The following is a 24,591-nucleotide window of genomic DNA, read 5'->3' on the forward strand; positions in this document are numbered from 1 at the left end:
GGGCCCAGTCTACGCGCGAAAACGGGGCTGCCAGCTTGCCATATGTTGCGGTTTTGTATGCGATGTATAGTTACTCTTGAGGGGAGTAAGCATTTGTAAGAGTCGAAAAAAAGCGTGTGCGGCGGCCCTATAGTGGACTCGCATTCTCGACCCGAAGTGGTTTTGCCTGCGTCTGCGGACGCAGGCTTTTTTTTATCCGGAGCCCCCATGACCTCGTTGACCTTTTCCCCCGCCGTGCGCCGTCTCGGCCTGGCCTTGCTGCTGGGTACCACCGCCTTGACCGCCTCGGCCGTGCCGATTGCCGAGATGCGCCTGGAAGACTTGCTGCCGATGGCGCCCGATTTCAGGACGGAATTGAAGCTCAATGCGAATCAAACCACCTTGTGGCAGCAGGTGGAAGGGAAATCGCGCCAGCTGTTGCGCGAACGCAAGGCGCGCCGCGAACGCCTGCAAGCGGGCGTGACGCAGGGTTTGCAGGCGCCGCGGCTGGAGTTGCGCGACTTGCTCGCCGGCCTGGACACGGAAAGCACGCAGAGCCTGGCCGAAGAAAAGCAGCTGCGCGAATGGTGGCTGAGCGTCAACGATGCCCTCGACGAGAACCAGCGCCAGATGGTGGCCCAGTTCATCGCCGGCCAGATGGCGCGCGTGATGGACGCCGCCGCGCCCCGCAGCGAATCGCGCGGCGCGCCCGGTGGCGAGCATGGCGGGCGCAAGGGCGGCAAGGGGGGCATGGGCGGCGCGGGCGTGAGCATGGGCAGCGGGGGCGCCGGTATCACCTTGCCCGGCAACTGAGGGTAAGCAGAGGGCAGGCGCTGGGGGGCAACCAAGGGGCAAGGATGGTCAAAAGGCATGCTCGCGTGCTACATTCCTGCAGCGCCTGGCGCGGCAGGCTATCCGCCCGAAGCCATCCGCCCGGTCTTTTTGACATGCCCCATAAGGACAATCCGTGAATCGCTATCTCTTGAGCAGTCTGACCCTGACCCTGTTGGCTGCGTTTGCCCATGCCGCCGAACCCGTATCCGCCGCTGCCGCCCCGACCGTGGCGCCCGGCGTCGCACCTTCCGCACCTGCCGCCGCCGGCGTCGTTTCCGGTATCGATGTGCAGTACATCGACCCCGCCGTGCGCGTGCAGGACGATTTCTTCACCCATTTGAACGGCAAGTGGCTGGCCACGGCCGAGATTCCTGCCGACAAGTCGAGCTGGGGTTCGTTCGCCAAGCTGCGCGATGACACCACGCCACAGTTGCGCGGCATCATCGAAGCCACGCAAAAGGACAAGAACAGGAAGGCCGGTTCCGAAGCGCAGAAAATCAGCGACCTGTACGCCAGCTACATGGATGAAGCCAAGCTCGAGGCGCTGGGCACGAAGCCGCTGGCCGGTGAACTGAACCGCATCCGCTCGCTGCGCGACAAGAAGGGCGTGCCCGCCCTGATCGCCCACCTGAGCCAGACGGGCGTGGCTACGCCATACGCCGTCTACGTGGGCCAGGATGCCCGTGCTTCGACGAAATATGCGGCGTATGTGAGCCAAAGCGGCCTGGGCATGCCGGACCGCGACTACTACCTGGAAGCCAAGCAGGCTGGCGTCAAGGAAAAATACCAGGCGCACGTGGAAAAAATGCTGGCCATGGCGGGCGACAAGAACGCCGCCGCCCGCGCCAAGGCTGTCGTGGCGCTGGAAACGGCCCTGGCCGAAGTGCAATGGACCAAGGTCGAGAACCGCGACCCCGTCAAACGCTACAACAAGACCGACATCAACAAGCTGAACGACCTGACGCCGGGCTACGACCTGAAGTCCGGCCTGGCCGCCCTGGGCATCGCCAACAAGGTCGACTACGTCATCGTCAACCAGCCGAGCTACCTGGCCGGCTACAACAAGGTGCTCGCGTCTGCCGACCTGGATACCCTGAAAGCGTATTTCGAATGGCAGTTGTTGCGCAGCTATGCCAGCTACCTGTCGAAAAACTTCGTCGATGAAAGCTTTGCCTTCTACGGCACGGTGCTCAGCGGCGTGACGGAAAACCAGCCGCGCTGGAAGCGTGGCGTGGGCGCCGTCGAAGGCGTGCTGGGCGAAGCCGTCGGCAAACTGTATGTCGCGCAATATTTCCCGGCAGAACGCAAGGCGCACATGCAGGAGCTGGTGAAAAACGTGCTGGCCGCCTACAAGGACAGCATCGACACCCTGGACTGGATGAGCCCGGAAACCAAGAAGGAAGCGCAAGCCAAGCTGGCCAAGTTCACGCCGAAGATCGCGTATCCGAACAAATGGCGCGATTACACGAAGCTGCAAATCGTCCAGGGCGACCTGGTGGGCAACATGATGCGCGCCGCCAACTTCGGTTCCGCGCGCCAGGTGGCCAAGCTGGGCAAGCCGATCGACCGCGAAGAGTGGGGCATGACGCCGCAAACGGTGAATGCCTATTACAGCTCGACGATGAATGAAATCGTCTTCCCCGCGTCGATCCTGCAGCCGCCGTTCTTTGACGCCAACGCGGACGACGCCGTCAACTATGGCGCCATCGGCGCCGTCATCGGCCATGAAATCAGCCACGGCTTCGACGACAAGGGCAGCCAGTCCGATGGCGACGGCAACCTGCGCGACTGGTGGACCCCGGCCGACGGCAAGAATTTCGCCGCCAAGGCCGACGCGCTGACCAAGCAATATGACGGTTACAGCCCCTTGCCGGGCTACCACGTCAACGGCGCCCTGACGCTGGGCGAGAATATCGCCGACAACTCGGGTGTGGCGATCGCCTACAAAGCCTATAAAATCTCGCTGGGCGGCAAGCCGGCGCCCGTGCTGGACGGCTTGACGGGCGACCAGCGTTTCTACATGGGCTTTGGCCAGGTATGGCGCAGCAAGATGCGCGAAGCGCAGCAGATCGTGCAGATCAAGACCGACCCGCATTCGCCGGGCCAGTACCGCGCGAATGGCACCATGGTCAACCAGCCTGGCTTCTACGAAGCGTTTGGCGTGAAACCGGGCGACAAGATGTATGTCGCACCGGAAAACCGCGTGATCATCTGGTAAGCCCAGCCTCGATGAAAACGTAATCCTGTAACAACAAAAGAGACCACTCGCGTGGTCTTTTTTGCATTCTGGCCAAAGTTTTTTCTGTCGTTTCGGCCGGTATGCTACAGTCAAAAACCGGGCCAGAAGCCTTGGGCCTTCTGACCCTTATATTCCACACAATACAATATTGAGGACAACCGTGAATCGTTATTTGTTAAGTGCATTGACCCTGAGTTTGCTGGCCGGCGTGTCCGGCATGGCTGGCGCCGCTGATGCGGCCAAGAAAACCGCCGCCGCTCCCGCCACGGCCGTCGCCGGCGCGGCGCTGACGTCCGGCATCGCCGTCGAATACGTCGATCCTGCCGTGCGCGCGCAGGACGATCTGTTCCAGCACCTGAATGGCAAATGGCTGGCGGAAACCGTGATTCCTGCCGACAAGTCGAGCTGGGGCAGCTTTGCCAAGCTGGCCGACGATACGCAAACGCAGCTGCGCGGCATCGTCGAAGGCGCTGCCGCCGACAAGGCCCGCGCGGCCGGCTCGAATGCCCAGAAGATCGGTGATTTCTATAACAGCTTCATGGATGAAGCCAAGCTGGAAAGCCTGGGTCTGACCCCCTTGAATGCGGAGCTGGCGAAGATCGCCGCGCTGCAGGACAAGGCGGAGTTGCCTGCCGTGATCGCCCATTTCAGCAAGCTGGGCGTGACCTCGCCTTACGACTTCGGCATTCACCAGGACGCCAAGGATTCCACCAAGTACGTGGCCGACATCGTGCAGAGCGGCCTGGGCTTGCCTGACCGCGACTACTACCTGGAAGCAGGCAAGGCCGACACGCGCGCCAAATACCTGGCCCACGTGGAAAAAATGCTGAGCCTGGCCGGCGACGCGAACGCTGCCGCCAACGCGAAAGCCATTGTGGCGCTGGAAACGGAGCTGGCCAAGGCGCAATGGAGCAATGTGCAGAACCGCGACCCCGTCAAGACCTATAACAAGGTGGAACTGGCGAAACTGGCCGCCGTGGCGCCAGGCTACGACTGGGCCCGCTACCTGAAGGACACGGGCATTGCCGGCAAGGTCAATTACGTGATCGTCAGCCAGCCCAGCTACCTGAAGGGTTTTGCCGAAATCGCCAACAAGACCCCGCTCGACACGTGGAAAGCGTATTTCCAGTGGCACTTGCTGCACGCTAACGCCGGCTACCTGCCGAAAGCGTATGTCGATGAAAACTTCGCGTTCTATGGCACCACCCTGACGGGCGTGACGGAAATGCGTCCGCGCTGGAAACGCGGCGTGGGCGCCGTCGAAGGCGCGCTGGGCGAAGCCGTGGGCCAGCTGTACGTGGAGCAATATTTCCCGGCCGAGCGCAAGGTGCGCATGGAAGCGCTGGTGAAAAACCTGATGACGGCCTACAAGCAAAGCATCGACAAGCTCGACTGGATGAGCCCTGTCACCAAGAAACAGGCGCAGATCAAGCTGGCCAAGTTCACCACCAAGATCGGCTATCCGAACAAATGGCGCGATTACTCGGGCCTGACGGTGGCGCCGGACGATTTGATCGGCAACATCCAGCGTTCGCACCTGCTGAACTACAACCGCGAATTGAACAAGCTGGGCCAGCCCATCGACCGCGACGAGTGGGGCATGACGCCGCAGACCGTGAACGCTTATTACAACCCTGAGCTGAACGAAATCGTCTTCCCGGCCGCCATCCTGCAAGCGCCGTTCTTCGACGCCAACGCGGACGACGCCGTCAACTATGGCGCCATCGGCGGCGTCATCGGCCATGAAATCAGCCACGGCTTCGACGACCAGGGCGCCCAGTACGACGGCGACGGCAACCTGCGCGACTGGTGGACCAAGGCCGACCATAAAAACTTCGCCAAGAAAACCAAGCAGCTGGTGGCGCAGTACAACAGCTTCAGCCCCGTCAAGGGCCACTTCGTCAACGGCGAACTGACCCTGGGCGAAAATATCGCCGACAATTCCGGCGTGGCCATTGCCTATAAAGCGTACAAATTGTCGCTGAACGGCAAGCAAGCTCCCGTCATCGACGGCTTCACGGGCGAGCAGCGCTTCTACGCTGGCTTTGCCCAGGTCTGGCGCATGAAGATGCGCGAAGCGCAGCAGCTGGTCTTGCTGAAAACGGACCCGCACTCGCCAGGCCAGTTCCGCGCCAACGGCACCATGCGCAACCAGCCCGGCTTCTACCAGGCCTTCGACGTGAAACCGGGCGACAAGATGTATCTGCCACCGAAAGACCGCGTCATCATGTGGTAACAGCAGTTCTGACGCGCTAGTACCGAGCCGCCCCGCATCAAGCCGGGCGGCTTTTTTACGCCGTGTGATCTGGCGCAAACTGCGGGTAAAAAAAAACCGCCCATCCGGGCGGTTTCTTGCTACTGCGAGCAGCTGCTTACTTGGCAGGTTCCGCGGCTGGTGCGGCAGCGCCGTCAGCGGCAGCGGCTGGTGCCGGCACTTCCGGTTCCTTGAACTTGCCGCCCGACGCATTGGCAATGTAGACGACGGCGCGCGCCACTTCCACATCGTCGAGGTCGGGATTGCCGCCCTTGGCCGGCATCGCGCGCAAGCCTTCGATGGCGTGTTTCAGGACCGTATCGTAGCCCTGGGCCAGGCGTGCCGACCAGCCGCCCGCATCGCCAAACTTCGGCGCACCGGCCACGCCGGCGCCATGGCAAGCCACGCAGGTCGCCGTGTAGACGGCTTCGCCGCTTTGCAGCACTTTCGGACCGCTGGCATCCTTGAAGGTGAAGCCGGCATTGGCAACCGGACTCAAGCGCTCGGCAATGGCTTCCGGCGACTGGCTGTCCGTACCGGCGCCCGTCAGTTTTTGCGCCGTGACGAACTGCACCAGCAGGATGATGCCGATGACGGTGATGAGGAAGAAGCCAGCTACGGCGGCAAGCAATTGTTTAGGCGTTTTGATCGCTGATTGTTGTTCGTTATGTGCGTCGCTCATGATGTCCTTAGTCCAGATTTGAAACTGATGGCCGTGTAAGGTAGCATTTTTACATGCCTGGATGTAAACCTTTATGAAACCCACAATTATAGGCACAAAAATTGAGCAGTGACATGCAATTGCCAGCGATACGACAGTTTCCGTAGACGTAGGTAAAGAAAAACGGTATCCTTCGCATCACTTCAGAAATTCCCCCTACGCGGCTGTAGCTCAGTGGATAGAGTATTGGCCTCCGAAGCCAAGGGTCGTGGGTTCGATCCCCGCCAGCCGCACCAGACAAATCAAGACTCCCGTTTTATCCAGCCAGCATTGCCATGCGGCTGCATGCCGTGTTCTCCATTGTGACTTCAACCCGGCAGGGACTGTGACGCTGCGCAGCGTGCGAATCCAATACCTCCACACTTTCGTGCGAGAACGACGCTTGCCTCGGCACGTGACTGTTTCTGCTCGCCATGGGCACCGTGTGCCACCACATGTCGATACTGCCACTTTTTTGTGCGTCACCTTCCGAAAACGCCCCTGACGCCCCTGCCGTTGTCCGTTTGCAACCTCCAAAGTCCGCTAACCGCCGATATCAAAATTGATATCGAAACAGTGGAAAAATTGATTGGAGAGATTATCGCCCAGCCCCTAAGATAAACGCCGAGCATGCGAACGACATGCAAGCAGCACAAAAAATATCAATACAATATCTGGAGATTCATGATGCGCAACGCCACCGGCCCGCTCGCGGCCACTTCCCCTCGTCCATTCACCTTGAAGGCAGCCGTTGCGGCATTGGCCGGTATTGGCCTGCTGAGCACGGCTTCGGTATGGGCGCAGGAGGCGGTGGTGGCCGATGCCAGTGCCGAGCCTGCTGCGGAAGTGTCGGTCGTGACCGTCAGCGGCGTGCGCCGTTCGGCGCAAAATTCGCAGCAGATCAAGATGCGCTCGGACCAGGTCATCGATTCCATCGTCGCCGACGACATCGGCAAATTCCCTGATAACAATGTAGCCGAGACCCTGGCGCGCATCTCCGGCATCCAGATCCGCCGCGATTCGGGCGAGGCCAGTGCCGTCATGATCCGCGGCTTGCGCGATGTCACGACCCTGCTCAATGGCCGCGAACTGTTCACCACCACGGGGCGCTACGTCAACCTGGCCGACATTCCCGCCACCATGCTGCAGCGCGTGGACGTGTACAAATCGCAGGGCGCGGACCAGGTCGAAGGCGGCGTGGCCGGCATCATCGACGTGCGCACCAACCGCCCGTTCGACTTCAAGGAGTTCACGGCCAGCGTGAACACGCGCGCCGTCTACAGCGACAAATCGAAAGCCACGGACCCGAACATCAGCGGCATGGTGGCTAACCGCTGGAAGACGGGCATCGGCGAAGTGGGCGCGCTGCTGGGCTTGTCGCAGCAGCAGCACCGTTACCATGAAGAGCGCGCATTCAATACGGCGCCCGTGGATAAAAGTTTCCTGTCGCCCGGTTTGACGGGGCCGGACCAAGTGGGCTTGCTGCCGATCAAGGGCGACCGCCGCCGCAGCACCGCCAATGCCGTGCTGCAATGGCGCCCGAACGCCGACGTCGAGCTGTACGCGGAAGGCATGGCCACGCGTTTCCTGCTCGATGCCGAGTCCGACTACTTTGTCGGCTTGCCATGGTGGGGCACGCCCGTGTCGGCTACAAAGATTCCCGGCACCGACCAGCTGCAAACGCTCACTTCCACCAACGTCAACACCATCATGTCGACGCAGGCGAACAAGAACCAGACGAAGACGCATCAATTTGCCGTCGGTGGCTTGTGGGATATCAACCCGGAATGGCGTTTCACGTCGGAAGTGGCCAGCACCAAAAGTACCTATGCCTGGCGCAACCCGATTCTCGATGCCATCACCGTCGTGCCGAATGCCCGCATCAATACCAACCAGAATGGCACCTTGCACGTCGACTACACGGGCATCGATTTGCAAGACCCGTCGAATTACTATCTGAAGGGCTTTTTCGACCGCTACGGCCGTGACCAGGGCAGCTCGAACGACTTGCGCGCCGACCTGGCGTACACGCCGAGTGCCGGCGGCATCTTCAAGGAAATCAGCGTCGGCCTGCGCGGCGTGAAGCGCGAAGCCGAATCGATCAAGAGTTTCGAGGGCAATGCGGAAGCACCGGACGTGTCCGGCGCCGCGTTTCCGTTTGGCCGTCAGAGCGTGACGTCGATTCCGGGCCTCAATTGCCTGTCGGAACCGATGTCCAGCGGCGGCCCCGAGTATGGCTTGAAGCAGTGGTACACGCCGTGCGCCAGCTTCCTGCTCAATAACACGGGCACCATCCGCGAAGCCGTCACGGGCAGCAGCGCGGCGCGCGCCATGGACCCGGGTTCGTTCTTCAAGGACACGGAAAAGACGTATTCCATCTATACCAAGGCGAAGATCGCCTTCAAGCTGGGTGCCTACCCTGTCGACGGTACCCTGGGCGTGCGCGTCGTGCGTACCGAGCAAAGCCTGCAAGGCAACAGTTCGCAAGATGGCGTCTACACGCCCGTCATCAGCGACACGGCCAGCACTGACGTGCTGCCGAGCGTGGCCCTGAAAATCAAGCTGCGCGCCGACCTGGTCGGCCGCTTCGCTGCCGGCCGCACCATCAGCCGTCCGGGCTTTTCCCAGCTGAACCCGGGCGTGGCCCTGGTCAACTCGACGGAAACGGTGAAAGCGACGGGCGCGGGCGGCAATCCGAACTTGAAACCGGTGACGGGCGACAATGTTGACGCGGCACTGGAATGGTATTTCGCGCCAGCCGGTTCCGTGACGGCCACCGTGTTCCACCACAAGTTCGACGGCTATATCCAGCAACGCATTTCCAGCGAAACCATCGGTGGCAAGACCTATGACGTGGACCGCCCGTACAACACGGCCGCCGGCAAGCTGCAGGGCCTGGAAATTGGCTACCAGCAGTTTTATGACGGCTTGCCGGGCCTGTTGAGCGGCCTGGGCTTGCAGGCGAACGGCACCTACATGAGTGGCACCACCGATGACGAGACGGGCAGCCATGCCATCACGGGCGTGTCGCGCTACGCCTACAACCTGGTGCTGCTGTATGAAAAAGACGCGTGGTCGGGCCGCCTGGCCTACAACTGGCGCTCGAAATTCATCGACAGCTACAACCAGGGCGGCCCCGGCCTGGACTTGAAAGTGGCGCCGACGGCCCAGCTCGACGGTTCGCTGTCGTACAAGATCAACGAGCAGTTCACGGTGACCCTCGATGGCAATAACTTGCTCGACACCAAGTTCAAGGATTACTGGAACGAGCCGGGCGTGTATGCGCGCGATACGCGCCGCTATGACCGCACGGTAGGTCTTTCTTTACGCTGGAAAATGTAAGTTGATCGCACAGTAAACAATCAAGGGCGTTGCCATGGTTTCGGCCGGCAACGCCCCTGTCAGTTGGACAGTCACGCACGATTCATCATAAAAAGAATGGACGGAAAGCATGGAGACGCAAAAATTATCCACCGTTGAAAAGGTCGGCTTCGGCGCCGGCGACATGGCGCTCAATGTCGTCATCTCGTCGATGATGCTGATCATCACCTTTTTCTATACCGATATCTATGGCTTGAAAACCACCGACCTGGCCCTGCTGTTCGTGGCCGTGAAAGTCATCGGCGCCATCGCCGACCTGGTCATGGGCCAGATCACCGACCGCTACAGCTTTGCCTCGGGCCGCTACCGGCCGTATCTGCTGTGGCTGGCCGTGCCGTATGGCGTCAGCGTCTTCTTTGTCTTCAGCACGCCCGAATGGCAGTATGACGCCAAGCTGATCTGGGCATATTCCACGTATATCCTGATGACGATCATGACGGCCGGCGTGGGCATCCCGTATATTTCCCTGATCAGCGGCTTGACCAGCGACCCGCAGGACCGCCTGTCGGCCAACGGCTACCGCCTGTTCTTCGCCAAGATCGGCGCCTTCATGGTGACCATCGTCGTGCCGGTCCTGTCGCAGCGCTGGGGCGGCGGCAACCCGGCCGTCGGCTACCAGGCGGCCATGGCCGTGATGGCCGTCATGGGCGTGGCCCTGTTCCTGTTCTGCTATTTCTCCACCACCGAGCGGGTCGTGCACGTGGTGGAAAAGCAATCGCTGCTCGAGCAATTGAAAGTGCTGCTGCAGAACGATCAGTGGCTGGTGCTGTGCGGCGTGTGCGTCACGGGCACCATCGGCTATGTGGTGCGCGGCTCCGTCGCCATTTATTACGCGAAATACTATCTGGGCGGCAGCACGGAAACGGTGGCCGCCTTCCTCACGACCGGCGTGGTGGCCGCCATCCTGGCCATGATCGCTTCGACCTGGATCACCAAGTTCTATTGCAAGGTGAAACTGTTCCGCTACACGCAGATCGGCGTCGCGCTGATCAGCCTGGCGATCTATTTCTTTGTGAAGCCGAGCGACACCGTGCTGGCCTTCGCCCTGTATTTCCTGCTGTCCTTTGTGGTGGACTTGCATGCGCCCGTGTTCTGGTCGGCCATTGCGGAAACCATTGATTACGGTCAAGTCAAGACGGGCAAGCGCGTCTCCGGCTTCGCCTTTGGCGGCATTTCCGTCTGCCAGAAGGCGGGCATGGCGGTGGCGGGTGGCCTGGTGGGCGTGCTGCTGGCGTATTTCGACTACCAGCCCAACCATGAGCAAACGCAATTCGCCCTGAACGGCATCGCCCTGATGCTGTCGATCATCCCCGGCTTTTTTCACTTGCTGATGGGTTTGCTGATGTTCAAGTACCGCATCAGCGATGCGTACTACAGCGGCGTGAAGGTAGAGATGCACAAGCGCGGTTTTGTCGCCGCGTAAGAATAACTGAATGGAGCAAGCAACATGGCAGACGTCTTGAAACCGCTGATCGAACAGCGCGCTGACCCGCATATCTATCGCCACAGCGACGGCTATTATTATTTTACGGCCTCCGTGCCGCAGTACGACCGCATCGAGCTGCGCCGCGCCGACAGCATCGCCGGCCTGGCGGACGCGCAAACGGTCGACGTGTGGCACAAGCCGGAAACGGGGCCGTACAGCGAACTGGTATGGGCGCCGGAACTGCACTTCAACCAGGGCGCCTGGTATGTGTATTTCGCTGCCGCGCCGAGCCGCGAGATCAAACATAAACTGTTCCAGCACCGCATGTATGCGATCCGCAATACCAACGCCAATCCGCTCGAAGGCGAATGGGAATTCATGGGGCAGATAGACACGGGCATCGACACCTTTTGCCTGGACGCCACCACGTTCGAGCACGACGGCGTGCTGTACTACCTGTGGGCGCAGAAGGATGTCGCCATCGAAGGCAATTCCAACCTGTACATCGCGCCGATGGCCACGCCGTGGCAGCTGGCCGGCCCGCCCGTGATGCTGAGCAAACCGGAATTCGACTGGGAAATCCGCGGCTTCTGGGTCAACGAGGGACCGTCCGTGCTGAAGCGCAATGGCAAGATTTTTATCAGCTATTCTGCCAGCGCCACCGATGAAAATTACGCGATGGGCTTGCTGTGGGCTGACGCGTCCGCCGACTTGCTCGATCCATTCTCGTGGAGCAAGTCGCCCGAGCCCGTGTTTGCCACCTGCTATGAGCACGGCATCTACGGTCCCGGCCACAACAGTTTCACGACGGCCGACGACGGCGACGGCGTATTGCTGGTGTACCATGCCCGCACCTACACGGAAATCGTCGGCGACCCGCTGTGGAACCCGGATCGCCACACGTTTGTCAAACCGCTGCGCTGGGATGCGCAAGGCATGCCCGTGTTTGGCCGCTCATCGACCCTGTAACGTTACGGACCCGACGCCATGACCCCAGTTGATTCTGTTTCAGTGACGCAAGCGCCGTTTGGCATCCTGCCTGATGGCCAGCACGTCAGCGTATTTACCCTGACGAACCGCCAGGGCATGCAAGTCAAGGTGCTCGACTTTGGCGCCATCATCAGCGAAATCCACGTGCCGGACCGCGACGGCAGCTTTGCCGACGTGGTGCTCGGTTTCGAGCGCATCGAACCGTATCTGCACAACAGCGCTTTCCTGGGCGCCGTCATCGGCCGCTTCGGCAACCGCATCGCGCAGGGGCGTTTCAGCCTCGACGGCAAGGATTACCAGCTGGCCGTCAACAATGCGCCAAACCACTTGCATGGTGGCAATCAGGGCTTTCACCAGGTCATGTGGCAGGCCGAGCCGTTCACCAGGGATGATGTGGTCGGCGTCACGTTCACGCGCAGCAGCCCGCACGGCGAAGACGGCTACCCGGGCAAGCTGGACGTCACCGTCGTGTACGAACTGGACAACGACAATGCGCTGAGCCTGCGCTACCATGCCATCACGGACCAGGCCACGCCCGTCAACCTGACCAACCACAGCTATTTTAATCTGGCGGGGCAGGGCGATATCCTCGGCCACGCGCTGTCCATCAACGCGGACCGCTACCTGCCCGTGGACGCGGGGTCGATCCCCACGGGTGAGCTGGCGGACGTGACTGGCACGCCGTTCGATTTGCGCCAGAGCACCATCATCGGCGACAGCATCGCCCTGCCGCATGAGCAGCTGGGCATCGGCCGCGGCTATGACCATAACTTCGTGCTGAATCAACAGGCGGAGCAAGGGCTGAAGCTGGCCGCCACCGTGCGCGATCCGCAATCGGGCAGGGTGATGCAGGTGTACACGCAGGAGCCCGGTGTCCAGTTTTATTCGGGCAATTTCCTCGACGGCAGCCAGCCCGGCAAGCTGCGCGCCAACAGCTATCGCGGCGCGCTATGCCTGGAAACCCAGCATTTCCCGGATTCGCCGAACCAGTCCCACTTCCCCAGTACGATTTTGCGACCGGGTCAGGAGTATCGGACGCAAACCGTGTATCGCTTTTCCGCCGAGTAAGCACCCCGGCCAAAACAGCCTGCGCCCTGCCGCCACGTGCGCGCAGGGCGTTTTCATTGGGGGATGCTGATACCGTTTTCGATATCGGAACGCATTAAAAATTGATTGGAAAGGCATGGCAGGATTCTTTAGTATTCCAACATCGCTGCCCGGGCCGACGACATTAGATCCGGCATGGCACAACCAGGAGAATGGCATGTCTGAGACAAAAAAGAAGGTTGCCCTGCGCTCTGCCGAGTGGTTCGGCTCGCAGGACAAGAACGGCTTCATGTACCGCAGCTGGATGAAAAACCAGGGCATACCTGACCACGAGTTTCACGGCAAGCCGATCATCGGCATCTGCAATACCTGGTCCGAACTGACTCCCTGCAACGCCCATTTCCGCCAGTTGGCCGAACACGTCAAGCGCGGCATCCTGGAAGCGGGCGGTTTCCCGGTGGAATTCCCCGTCTTCTCGAATGGCGAATCGAATTTGCGCCCGACGGCCATGCTGACGCGCAACCTGGCCTCGATGGATGTGGAAGAATCGATCCGCGGCAATCCGATGGACGCCGTCGTGCTGCTGGTCGGCTGCGACAAGACCACGCCAGCGCTGCTGATGGGCGCGGCCAGCGTCGACATCCCCACCATCGTCGTCAGCGGCGGCCCCATGCTGAACGGCAAACTGAATGGCAAGGATATCGGTTCCGGTACGGCCGTGTGGCAGCTGCACGAGCAGATGAAGGCCGGTTCCATCACCTTGCACCAGTTCATGTCGGCCGAATCGGGCATGTCGCGCTCGGCCGGTACCTGCAACACCATGGGTACGGCCTCGACGATGGCCAGCATGGCCGAAGCGCTGGGCACGTCGCTGCCGCACAATGCGGCCATCCCCGCCGTCGATTCGCGCCGCTACGTGCTGGCGCATATGTCGGGCATCCGCATCGTCGAAATGGTGCACGAAGACCTGCGCCTGTCGAAAGTGCTGACGCGCGAAGCGTTTGAAAACGCCATCAAGGTCAACGCCGCCATCGGCGGCTCGACCAATGCCGTGATCCATTTGAAAGCGATTGCCGGCCGCATCGGCGTGCCCCTGGAAATGGAAGATTGGACCCGTGTGGGCCGCGGCACGCCGACCATCGTCGACCTGCTGCCGTCGGGCCGTTTCCTGATGGAAGAGTTTTACTATGCGGGCGGCTTGCCGGCCGTGATACGCCGCCTGGGGGAAGGCGATTTGTTGCCGCACAAGAATGCGCTGACCGTCAACGGCAAGTCGCTGTGGGACAACTGCGTCGAAGCGCCGATCTACAACGATGAAGTGGTGCGCACCCTGGACAACCCGCTGCTGGCCGATGGCGGCATCTGTGTGCTGCGCGGCAACCTGGCGCCACGCGGCGCCGTGCTGAAACCGTCGGCCGCTTCGCCGCACCTGATGCAGCACCGCGGCAAGGCTGTCGTGTTCGAAGATTTCGAGCATTACAAGGCCCGCATCGTTGATCCGGATCTGGATGTGGATGCGAACTCCGTGCTGGTGATGAAGAACTGCGGTCCGAAAGGCTATCCGGGCATGGCTGAAGTGGGCAACATGGGCTTGCCGCCGAAACTGCTGGCGCAAGGCATCACCGACATGGTGCGCATCTCGGATGCGCGCATGAGCGGCACCGCCTACGGCACCGTCGTCTTGCACGTGGCGCCGGAAGCCATGGCGGGCGGCCCGCTGGGTATCGTGCGCGATGGCGACATGATCGCCCTCGATTGCCACAACGGCAGCCTGAATATCGACATCAGCGACGCGGAAATCGCCGAGCGCCTGGCGGCCCGCGAACTGGGCAGCGCGCCCGGGCCGAAGAGCGGCTACCAGCAGCTGTACATCGAACACGTGTTGCAGGCCGATGAAGGCTGCGATTTCGACTTCCTGGTCGGCAATCGCGGTTCCGCCGTGCCGCGCCACTCACACTAAGCGGAGAATCTCATGCTGTTGCTGCAATTTACGAATGAACATGGCGGCCGCCTGGTCGGCCTGCTGCAAGACGACCAGATCCGCGTCATCGAAGGCTACAACACGACGTATGCGCTGGCGCAAGACGCCATCCGCAAGAAGGTCAGCCTGGCGGAACTGGTCAATGCTACTGTCGGCAACACCACGCATTCCTATGCGGACGTGGCCGCCGGCGGCCGTGTGCTGCCGCCGCTCGACCACGCGGACGAGGCGCACTGCTACGTGACGGGCACGGGCCTGACCCACCTGGGCAGCGCCGGCGCGCGCGACGCCATGCACAAGAAGATCGGCGGCGATGCGGAGTCCCTGAGCGACTCCATGAAAATGTTCCGCCTGGGCGTGGAAGGCGGCAAGCCGACTGACGGCACGGCCGGCGCCCAGCCGGAATGGTTCTACAAAGGCGACGGTTCCATCGTGCGCGCCGGCGGCCAGCCGCTGCGCATGCCGGACTTTGCCCTCGATGGCGGCGAGGAGCCGGAAATCGCCGGCCTGTACGTGATCGGCGACGATGGCCAGCCCTACCGCGTCGGCTACGCCATCGGCAATGAATTCTCGGACCACATCACGGAACGCCAGAACTATCTGTACCTGGCCCACTCGAAACTGCGTGCCTGCAGCGTCGGGCCGGCCCTGCTGGTGGGCGAATTGCCCGCGCATATCGCCGGCGCCTCGCGCGTGCTCGATGCGGCTGGCAATGTGCGCTGGGAAAAGGCGTTTGTCAGCGGCGAAGAGAATATGTCGCACACGATTGCCAACCTGGAACACCACCACTTCAAGTATCCGCTGTTCAAGCGCCCTGGCGACGTGCATGTGCACTTCTTCGGTACGGCCACCCTGAGCTTTGCCGATGGCGTGAGCGTGGCGCCGGGCGAAACCTTTGAAATCGAAGCGCCGGCCTTTGGCCCCGCCTTGCGCAACCGCCTCGACGTCTTCCCAACCGAATTTGCGAAAGTGAGCACATTATGAGCTTGAATATCACCGGTGATGCATTGATCGGCGGCGTTGCCGTCCAGGGCAATGGCGGCTCCTTCCAAGCCTGGGATCCGGCTGCGCGCGCGCACATCGCGCCTGCCTTCCACATGGTTGACGTAGCGCAAATCGACGCAGCCTGCCGCCTGGCGCAAGCCGCGTTCGACCCGTTCCGTGCCACCACGGATGCGGAACGCGCCGATTTCCTCGACACCATTGCCGCGCAAATCCTCGAACTGGGCGACGACCTGATCGTGCGCGCCATGACGGAAAGCGGCTTGCCGCGCGCGCGCCTGGAAGGCGAACGCGGCCGCACGGTCGGTCAGCTGAAACTGTTCGCCGGCTTGCTGCGGGAAGGCTCGTGGACGGATGCGCGCATCGACAGCCCGCTGCCTGACCGCGTGCCACCGCGTCCTGATTTGCGCTTGCGCATGATCGGCCTGGGCCCCGTCGCCGTGTTTGCGGCCAGTAACTTCCCGCTGGCCTTCTCCGTCGCCGGTGGCGATACGGCCTCGGCCTTGGCTGCCGGCTGCCCTGTCGTGCTGAAAGCCCACTCGGCCCACCCTGGCACGTCGGAGCTGGTGGCGCGCGCTATCGTGAAAGCGATTGCCATCTGCAAGCTGCCGGCCGGCGTGTTTGCCTTGCTGACGGGAACGGGCAATGGCATCGGCCAGGCGTTGGTGGCCCATCCGGCCATCCAGGCCGTGGGCTTTACGGGTTCGCGTTCGGGCGGCATCGCCCTGATGAAGGTGGCGGCGGAACGTCCGCAACCGATCCCCGTGTATGCGGAAATGAGCAGCATCAACCCCGTGTTTGTGCTGCCGCAAGCCTTGGCCGCCCGCGGCGCGGCGATCGCCAGCGGTTTTGCCGCCTCGCTGACCATGGGTGTGGGCCAGTTCTGCACCAATCCCGGCCTCGTGCTGGGCCTGGAAGGCGCCGACTTTACGGCCTTTGCCGCCGCTGCCGCCGAAGCGCTGGCGCCTGCGCCTGCCGCCACCATGTTGACGGCTGGTATTGCCAGCAGCTATGCCAAGGGCGTCGCCGCCCTGGCGCAGCACGCCGATGTGACGCCGCTGGTGCAAAATACGGGCGACGAAGGCAAGGGCGCCGCCGCCCTGTTCGTCACTTCGGGGGAAGCGTTTTTGGCCAAGCATGACTTGCGCGACGAAGTCTTCGGTCCCGCCTCCCTGCTGGTGGCTTGCCGCGACATGCAACAGTTGCTGGCGATCACGGAAAGCCTGGAAGGCCAGCTGACGGCCACCCTGCAGATGGATGCGGGCGACCTGGAAGATGCGCGCCGACTGCTGCCTGTGCTGGAACGCCGCGTGGGCCGCATCCTGGCCAACGGTTTCCCCACCGGCGTGGAAGTGTCGACGGCCATGGTGCACGGCGGCCCGTTCCCGGCCACGTCCGATGGCCGCAGCACGTCCGTGGGCACGGCAGCCATCAACCGCTTCCTGCGTCCCGTGTCGTACCAGAACCTGCTGCAGGACTTGCTGCCGGAGTCGTTGCGCGATGATAATCCGCTGGGGATCTGGCGCCGTCACGATGGCGTGCTGGGCAAGGACTAAAACCTGCTGCGCGGCGGGGCCAACGGGTCTTGCCGCGCCGGCTTGTGTTGCACGTTGTATGTAAAAAATAAACAGGTGGAGACAAGATGAAGCAATTGGCGAAATATGGCAGCTTGCAGGGCAAGCGCGTGTTCATCACGGGTGGCGGCAGCGGCATCGGCGAATCCCTGGTGGCGGAATTTGCCGCCCAGGGCGCGCTGGTGGCGTTTGTCGATATCGCCGTGGAAGCGAGCGAGGCTCTGTGCCGCCGCCTGGCCGAAGCGGGCCTGACGGCGCCCTTGTTCCGCCATTGCGACATCACGGATATTGGTTCCTTGCAAGCCGTCATGGCCGAACTGGCAGGCGAGCTGGGCGACTTCGATATCCTCGTCAACAATGCCGCCAACGACCAGCGTCACCAGGCGCAGGACGTCACCCTGGAATACTGGAACGAGCGCATTGCGATCAATCAACGTCCGATGTTCTTCACGTGCCAGGCCGTCTTCGAAGGCATGAAGCGCAAGGGCGGCGGTTCCATCATCAATGTCAGCTCGATTTCCTGGCACATGAAGTCGGGCGGCTACCCCGTGTATGCCACCACCAAGGCGGCCGTCGTGGGCCTCACGCGGGGCCTGGCGCGCGATTATGGCGCCCACAATATCCGCGTCAACACGGTCACGCCGGGCTGGGTCATGACGCAGCGCCAGATCGACCTGTGGGTAGACGACGCGGCCGAAGTGGAAATCAAGAAAAGCCAATGCTTGCCAAGCAAGCTGATGCCGCAGGACATCGCCGCCATGGTGCTGTTCCTGGCCTCCGATGACGGCGCGATGTGCTCCTCCCAAGAATTCATCGTCGACGCCGGCTGGGTCTGACAAAACGTCCAGGGCGTTGTTGCAGCGTCTCGCCGTACTAGCGTACTGTCTTCGACGCTGCGCCTAGCCCTGGGCGTTTTGTCGGCCGCGGGCCTTCCCGCCTTACCCCATTCGTGTATGCCTCCCACTCCGTAGCAGGAGAGGCATCGCCACATCCATTGCCGGCTTGATTCCGGCCCTTGCTTTTCACTTAAAAACAGGAGACAGCATGAAATTCATCAACACCAGCATCGCGGCCCTCAGCCTGGTCGCCGGCAGCGCCTTTGCCGCGCCCGTCAGCGTCACCATCGACGTGGCCAAGCCCGGTCCCGTGATCAACAAGAACGTATATGGCCAGTTCGCCGAGCACCTGGGTACCGGTATCTACGAAGGCATGTGGGTGGGGCCGGACTCGCCCATTCCGAACACCAAGGGCTGGCGCAATGACGTGCTGGGCGCGCTGAAGCAGTTGCACGTGCCCCTGGTCCGCTGGCCGGGCGGCTGCTTTGCCGATGAATATCACTGGAAGGATGGCATCGGCGCGCGCGCCCAGCGTCCGACCAAGGTCAATACCAACTGGGGCGGCGTGGAAGAGTCGAACGCCGTCGGTACGCACGAATTCTTCGACCTGGCCGAGCTGCTGGGCGCGCAAACCTATATCAACGGCAACCTCGGTTCCGGCACGCCGCAGGAAATGTCCGAATGGCTCGAATACATGACGTCGGACAGCAAGTCCACCCTGGCCGAGCTGCGCCGCAAGAATGGCCGCGCCCAGCCGTATAAAGTCGATTACTTTGGCATCGGCAATGAAGCCTGGGGTTGCGGTGGCAATATGCGCCCGCAGTACTACGCCGACCTGTACAAGCACTATCACACCTTCATGAAGACGCCGGAAAGCGCGCGCCCGAAATTCATCGCCAGCGGCGGCAATGACGACGACATCAGCTGGTCCAGCACCCTGAGCCGCGAAATCAAGCCGAACATGATGGACGCCATCAGTTTCCACTACTACACGGTGCCGACCGGCGTGTGGGAAAAGAAGGGCGCCGCCACGGGCTTTGGCGAAAATGAGTGGATTTCCACCCTGAGCCGTACCCAGCGCATCGATAGCTTGATCAAGAACAATATCGCCGCCATCGACAAGAACGATCCATCGAAAAAGACGGGCTTGTACGTCGATGAATGGGGCACCTGGTACGACGTGGAGCCGGGCACCAACACGGGTTTCTTGTTCCAGCAAAACAGCTTGCGCGATGCACTCGTCGCCGCCCTGAACTTCAATATTTTCCACGCCCATGCAGACCGCGTGCGCATGACGAATATCGCGCAAATGGTCAACGTGCTGCAGGCGATGATCATCACCGACAAGGATAAATATTTCCTCACGCCCACGTATCACGCGTTTGAAATGTACGTGCCGTTCCAGGATGCCACATCGTTACCGGTCGCCATCAATGGCAATGGCAAGTACAGCCTGGGCAAGGTCAGCATTCCTGAAGTCAGCGCCTCGGCCGCGCGCGCCAAGGATGGCAAGGTGTACTTGTCCTTGGTGAATACCAACCCGCACAAGGCTGTCGACGTGAGCGTGGCGCTGGCAGGTCAAAGAGTGACAGCCGTGAATGGCCGCGTGCTGACCGCAGGCAAGATGGATGCCGTCAACAGCTTTGCGCAACCGCAAGCCGTACAACCGGTGGCGTTTAATGCCAAGGCGCAAGGCGGCAAGCTGACCGTGTCGGTGCCCGCCAAGGCCGTGGTGGTGGTGGCTGTCGAATAGTCTTTACCCCTTGTCATTCATCCGGCTGGCCCGCATGATGGGCCGGCCCATTCATATCGGAGTAGACGATGCATACATTGACCCGCGGCATGGCTGCCATCCTGGGCACCCTGGCGATCATGGCTGCCGCGCACGCGGCCCAGGTCAGCGTGCACGACCCCGTGATGGCCAGGGAAGGCGACACGTATTATCTGTACAGCACGGGGCCCGGCATCACCTTTTACAGTTCGAAAAACATGGTCGACTGGCAGCCCGAAGGGCGCGTCTTCGCGGGCCAGCCCACGTGGGCAAAAACAGCCGCTCCCAGTTTTGACGACCATATCTGGGCGCCCGACGTGCAATTCCATGACGGAAAATATTACCTGTATTACTCCGTGTCCGGCTTCGGCAAGAACACGTCCGGCATCGGCGTGACCGTCAACACCACCTTGAATCCCCGTTCGCCCGACTACCGCTGGGTGGACCAGGGCATGCTGCTGCAATCCGTGCCCGAGCGCGACGAGTGGAACGCCATCGACTCGAACATCATCACCGATGCCAAGGGCACGCCATGGATGTCGTTCGGCTCGTTCTGGAACGGCATCAAGCTGGTGAAACTGACGCCCGACTGGACCCGTATTGCGGAACCGCAAGAGTGGCATTCCCTGGCGCGACGCGTGCCCTTGCCGCCAAGGGCCGGCGAATTCAAGCCCGCACCGGAGGAAATCGAAGCGCCGTTCATCTTCCAGCGCGGCAGCGATTACTTCCTGTTCGTCTCGTGGGGCTTGTGCTGCCAGAAGGAAAAAAGTACCTACCACCTGGCCGTGGGCCGCTCGACTAGCGTGACGGGTCCCTACCTGGACAGGGATGGCCGCGACATGGCGCAGGGCGGCGGCACGGTGCTGCTGCAAGGCGACAAGGACTGGAAGGGCCTGGGCCACAACAGCGCCTACACCTTCGATGGCAAGGATTACCTGGTGCTGCACGCCTACGAAACGGCGGACAATTACTTGCAGAAGCTCAAGATCCTGCCCATGACGTGGGACAAGGATGGCTGGCCGCAGATCGATGCGCGCGACTTGAACCGCTATCAAAGCCGCCAACTGCCGGCCGCCAAACCCTGAGGGCGCCCCATGCACAAGACCTTGTTGACGCTGGCGCTGGCCGCTGGCGGCCTGTTCGCGCCTGCGGCGCAGGCAGCCGAGCTGTTTCCCCTCTCGTCCGTGCGCTTGAAAGCGGGACCGTTTCTCGATGCGCAAACGACGGACTTGCACTATCTGCTGGCGTTCGATCCTGACAAATTGCTGGCGCCGTTTCGCCGCGAGGCGGGCTTGCCGCAGGTGCAGTCCAGCTATGGCAACTGGGAATCGACAGGGCTGGACGGCCACATGGGCGGGCATTACCTGTCCGCGCTGGCGCTGATGGTGGCATCGACGGGCGACGCGCAGGCGCGCGAACACCTCCACTACATGCTGGTGGAATTGAAGAAATGCCAGGATGCCAATGGCAACGGCTATCTGGGCGGTATCCCCGACGGCAATGCCGCCTGGCAAGCCATCGCCAAGGGAAAATTGCAGGCCGATACCTTCTCCGTCAATGGTAAATGGGTGCCGTGGTACAACCTGCACAAGGTGTTCGCCGGCTTGCGCGACGCCTACCAGCACGCCGGCAATCTTGAAGCGAAGGCCATGCTGATCGCCTTGTCGGACTGGGCCGTGAATCTGTCGTCCTCGCTTACCGATGCACAGATGCAAGCCATGCTGCGCGCCGAACATGGCGGCATGAACGAAGTACTGGCCGACGTCTACGCGATGACGGGCGAGCAGCGCTACATGGACCTGGCCGTGCGCTTTTCGCACCAGGCGATCTTGCAGCCGCTGGCGGCGGGGCAAGACAAGCTGACGGGCCTGCATGCGAATACGCAGATCCCGAAGGTGATCGGCTTCGAGCGTATCGGTGCATTGACGGGACGGCGCGACTGGCAGCAGGCGGCGACATTCTTTTGGCAAACCGTGCACGACAAGCGCACGGTGGCCATCGGCGGCAATAGCGTCAAGGAACATTTTCATGACGAGCACGATTTTTCCGCTATGGTGGAAGAGGTCGAAGGGCCGGAAACGTGCAATACCTACAATATGCTCAAGCTCACGGAGCAGTTGTTCCGCCGCGATGAGCAGGTGCGCTACGCGGATTACTACGAGCGCGCCCTGTACAACCATATCCTGTCGTCGCAGCGCCCGGGCACGGGCGGCTTCGTGTATTTCACGCCCATGCGCCCGAACCACTACCGCGTGTATTCGCAAGTGGACAAGGGCATGTGGTGCTGCGTGGGATCCGGCATCGAAAGCCAGGCCAAGTATGGCGAGTTCATCTACGCGCATGAAGGCGACGCCCTGTACGTGAACCTGTTCATGGCGTCCACGCTGGACTGGAAAGAGCAGGGCGTGAAGATTATCCAGAGCACGCAGTTTCCGGACCAGGACACGACGCGCATTACCGTGCAGGGTAGTAAAACCTTCAGCATGAAGATCCGCTACCCGCAGTGGGTAGCCAAAGGCAAGCTGCGCCTGAAGCTCAACGGCAAGGCCATGCGCGTGAACGGCGCACCGGGCGAGTACGTGACCATCACGCGGGCCTGGAAGTCCGGCGACACCGTCGACGTGACCCTGCCGATGACCACGCGCCTGGAACAGATGCCGGACCAGTCGAATTACTACGCCGTGCTGCATGGCCCCATCGTGCTGGCCGCCAGGACGCAGCCGTTCGCCAATGAAGCCCTGAATTACTTTGCCGACGACTCGCGCATGGGCCATATCGCCCAGGGGCAAGTGTGTCCGTTGGAATCGTCGCCCCTGTTCGTCAGCGATGAGAAGGATTTCATGCGGAGAATCCGTCCCGTGAAGGGACAGCCGCTGACGTTTACGGCGCCCGGGTTGATCCAGGGCAAGGATGCGGCGAAGATAAAACTGATCCCGTTCTTCCGCCTGCATGACTCTCGCTACATGCTGTACTGGCCCGTGTCCACGCCGGCCAGGATGGCGCAGCTGCAGCAAAGCACCCGGCAGGCGGAAGCGCAGCGCCTGACGCTCGACGCGCAAACCATCGACCAGGTGGCGCCAGGGCAACAGCAACCGGAATCCGACCATTTCTTCCAGGCCGAGGGCGGAGAAAACGGCGTCAACAAGGGCAGGCACTGGCGCCATGCGACAGGCTGGTTCAGCTATGAACTGAGCGACCCGCAAGCCGAAGCGAAGCGATTGCGCCTGACCCTGTCCACCCTGGATGCGGGCCGCGTCTTTGACGTCCTGATCAACGGCATCAAGGTCGAGACGGTCGCCGTGGCGGCCGATGCGCCGCAAGAGCTGCATACGCTCGATATCGCCATTCCCCAGGCCCTGGTGGCGGCTGGCAACGGCAAACTCAGCGTGAAATTTGTCGCTGGCAAGGATTCCGTGGCGGGCGGCCTGTACGGACTGCGCTTGCTGCGCTGAGGGAAGAGGGACTCTGCTGGCGATACCGATACGCAAATCGGTATCGCAAGCGAAAAAGAATTGATTGGATGGCTATGTTGCTTTCTCCTACCATGAGTTCATAAAAAACCGCCCATCCGGCATCCGGCTGTGATGGTATTCCAAAAAAACTGGAGACAAGAATGAAATTGACACGCCGCACACTCCTCGCCAGCGCCATGCTGCTCGCACTGTCCGCTACTTCTTCCGCTTTCGCCGCCAAGCCCCTCGTCATGGGCTTTTCGCAGGTGGGCGCCGAAAGCGAATGGCGCACCGCCAATACCGTCTCCATCAAGGATGCCGCCAAGAAAGATGGCGTTACCCTGAAATTTGCCGATGCCCAGCAAAAGCAGGAAAACCAGGTCAAGGCGCTGCGCTCGTTCATCGCGCAAAAGGTCGACGTCATCGCCTTCTCGCCGGTCGTTGAGTCGGGCTGGGATACCGTCTTGCGCGAAGCCAAGGCTGCCAAGATTCCCGTCATCCTGACGGACCGCGCCGTCAACGTGGCCGATAAATCGCTGTACGTGACCTTCATCGGTTCCGATTTCGTGGAAGAGGGCCGCCGCGCCGGCCAATGGCTGCTCGAGCATGCCAAGAAAACCCCGGACGCCACCCTGAACATCGTCGAGCTGCAGGGCACGGTGGGCTCCGCCCCGGCCATCGACCGCAAGGCGGGCTTCCTGGAAGTGGTGGGCAAGAATCCGAAGATGAAGATCATCCGTTCGCAAACGGGCGACTTTACGCGCGCCAAGGGCAAGGAAGTGATGGAAGCCTTCCTGAAGGCCGAAGGCAAGAAGATCAACGTGCTGTACGCGCACAATGACGACATGGCCATCGGCGCCATCCAGGCCATCGAAGAAGCGGGCATGAAACCGGGCAAGGACATCATCATCATCTCGATCGATGGCGTCAAAGGCGCGTTCGAGGCCATGATCGCCGGCAAGCTGAACGTGACCGTCGAGTGCAGCCCGCTGCTGGGTCCGCAACTGATGTCCATCGCCCGCGATGTGGTGGCCGGCAAGCCCGTGCCAGCGCGTATCACGACGGTGGAAGGCGTGTTCCCTGCCGAGGTGGCCGCCAAGGAATTCCCGAACCGTAAGTACTAAG

Annotated in this window: 16 protein-coding genes and 1 tRNA gene; 16 read left to right on the forward strand and 1 reads right to left on the reverse strand. The window is 61.6% G+C overall.

Annotation, left to right across the window (positions count from 1 at the left end):
- Window positions 1-207 precede the first annotated feature (207 nt).
- The 3 genes from CSQ91_RS23265 to CSQ91_RS23275 all read left to right on the forward strand — a co-directional run bounded on the left by CSQ91_RS23265 (window position 208) and on the right by CSQ91_RS23275 (window position 5,288).
- Window positions 208-792, forward strand: coding sequence for a hypothetical protein (locus CSQ91_RS23265; RefSeq protein WP_099389759.1), 585 nt, complete (start codon window positions 208-210; stop codon window positions 790-792).
- 154 nt (window positions 793-946) lie between these two features.
- The gene (locus tag CSQ91_RS23270; protein ID WP_099389760.1) at window positions 947-3,031 is read left to right on the forward strand and encodes a M13 family metallopeptidase; all 2,085 of its coding nucleotides are present in this window, start codon (window positions 947-949) and stop codon (window positions 3,029-3,031) included.
- Window positions 3,032-3,212: 181 nt separating this feature from the next.
- Window positions 3,213-5,288 (forward strand): M13 family metallopeptidase, encoded by a 2,076-nt coding sequence (locus tag CSQ91_RS23275; protein ID WP_099389761.1) that lies wholly within the window; start codon window positions 3,213-3,215, stop codon window positions 5,286-5,288.
- Window positions 5,289-5,424: 136 nt separating this feature from the next.
- Here CSQ91_RS23275 and CSQ91_RS23280 read toward each other — a convergent pair whose 3' ends face one another.
- Window positions 5,425-5,988: a c-type cytochrome gene (locus CSQ91_RS23280; RefSeq protein WP_070279983.1), complete on the reverse strand. Its 564-nt coding sequence runs from the start codon at window positions 5,986-5,988 to the stop codon at window positions 5,425-5,427.
- Window positions 5,989-6,187: 199 nt separating this feature from the next.
- Here CSQ91_RS23280 and CSQ91_RS23285 point away from each other — a divergent pair.
- The 13 genes from CSQ91_RS23285 to CSQ91_RS23345 all read left to right on the forward strand — a co-directional run bounded on the left by CSQ91_RS23285 (window position 6,188) and on the right by CSQ91_RS23345 (window position 24,590).
- Window positions 6,188-6,263 (forward strand) — tRNA-Arg (locus CSQ91_RS23285).
- A 427-nt stretch (window positions 6,264-6,690) separates the two neighbouring features.
- Window positions 6,691-9,348 carry a TonB-dependent receptor gene (locus tag CSQ91_RS23290; RefSeq protein WP_099389762.1) on the forward strand — a complete coding sequence of 886 codons (2,658 nt, stop codon included), beginning with the start codon at window positions 6,691-6,693 and terminating at the stop codon, window positions 9,346-9,348.
- A 109-nt stretch (window positions 9,349-9,457) separates the two neighbouring features.
- Window positions 9,458-10,810, forward strand: coding sequence for an MFS transporter (locus tag CSQ91_RS23295; protein WP_099389763.1), 1,353 nt, complete (start codon window positions 9,458-9,460; stop codon window positions 10,808-10,810).
- Between the two features lie 24 nt (window positions 10,811-10,834).
- Complete coding sequence (locus CSQ91_RS23300) at window positions 10,835-11,782, forward strand: glycoside hydrolase family 43 protein (protein ID WP_099389764.1); 948 nt, start codon at window positions 10,835-10,837, stop codon at window positions 11,780-11,782.
- Window positions 11,783-11,800: 18 nt separating this feature from the next.
- Window positions 11,801-12,871 carry an aldose epimerase family protein gene (locus CSQ91_RS23305; protein WP_099389765.1) on the forward strand — a complete coding sequence of 357 codons (1,071 nt, stop codon included), beginning with the start codon at window positions 11,801-11,803 and terminating at the stop codon, window positions 12,869-12,871.
- A 196-nt stretch (window positions 12,872-13,067) separates the two neighbouring features.
- Window positions 13,068-14,810 carry an IlvD/Edd family dehydratase gene (locus CSQ91_RS23310; protein WP_070258439.1) on the forward strand — a complete coding sequence of 581 codons (1,743 nt, stop codon included), beginning with the start codon at window positions 13,068-13,070 and terminating at the stop codon, window positions 14,808-14,810.
- 12 nt (window positions 14,811-14,822) lie between these two features.
- Entirely contained in the window at window positions 14,823-15,815 is a 993-nt protein-coding gene (gene araD1, locus CSQ91_RS23315) for an AraD1 family protein (protein ID WP_099389766.1), read from the forward strand.
- Window positions 15,812-17,389, forward strand: a complete 1,578-nt coding sequence (locus CSQ91_RS23320; RefSeq protein WP_257217451.1) for an aldehyde dehydrogenase (NADP(+)) — start codon at window positions 15,812-15,814, stop codon at window positions 17,387-17,389. Before araD1 ends, CSQ91_RS23320 begins: the two co-directional genes overlap by 4 nt.
- Before the next feature lie 86 nt (window positions 17,390-17,475).
- Complete coding sequence (locus CSQ91_RS23325) at window positions 17,476-18,243, forward strand: SDR family NAD(P)-dependent oxidoreductase (protein WP_099389767.1); 768 nt, start codon at window positions 17,476-17,478, stop codon at window positions 18,241-18,243.
- Window positions 18,244-18,451: 208 nt separating this feature from the next.
- A complete protein-coding gene (locus tag CSQ91_RS23330; RefSeq protein ID WP_099389768.1) occupies window positions 18,452-19,996 on the forward strand; it encodes an alpha-N-arabinofuranosidase in 1,545 nt (514 codons plus the stop codon).
- 68 nt (window positions 19,997-20,064) lie between these two features.
- Window positions 20,065-21,099 (forward strand): arabinan endo-1,5-alpha-L-arabinosidase, encoded by a 1,035-nt coding sequence (locus CSQ91_RS23335; protein ID WP_257217452.1) that lies wholly within the window; start codon window positions 20,065-20,067, stop codon window positions 21,097-21,099.
- Window positions 21,100-21,108: 9 nt separating this feature from the next.
- Entirely contained in the window at window positions 21,109-23,466 is a 2,358-nt protein-coding gene (locus CSQ91_RS23340; protein WP_099389770.1) for a beta-L-arabinofuranosidase domain-containing protein, read from the forward strand.
- 161 nt (window positions 23,467-23,627) lie between these two features.
- Window positions 23,628-24,590, forward strand: coding sequence for an ABC transporter substrate-binding protein (locus tag CSQ91_RS23345; protein WP_034783686.1), 963 nt, complete (start codon window positions 23,628-23,630; stop codon window positions 24,588-24,590).
- Window position 24,591: the final 1 nt, after the last annotated feature.

Source organism: Janthinobacterium sp. BJB301 (assembly GCF_002735685.1).
In the GTDB taxonomy this organism is placed as follows: Bacteria; Pseudomonadota; Gammaproteobacteria; order Burkholderiales; family Burkholderiaceae_D; genus Janthinobacterium; species Janthinobacterium lividum.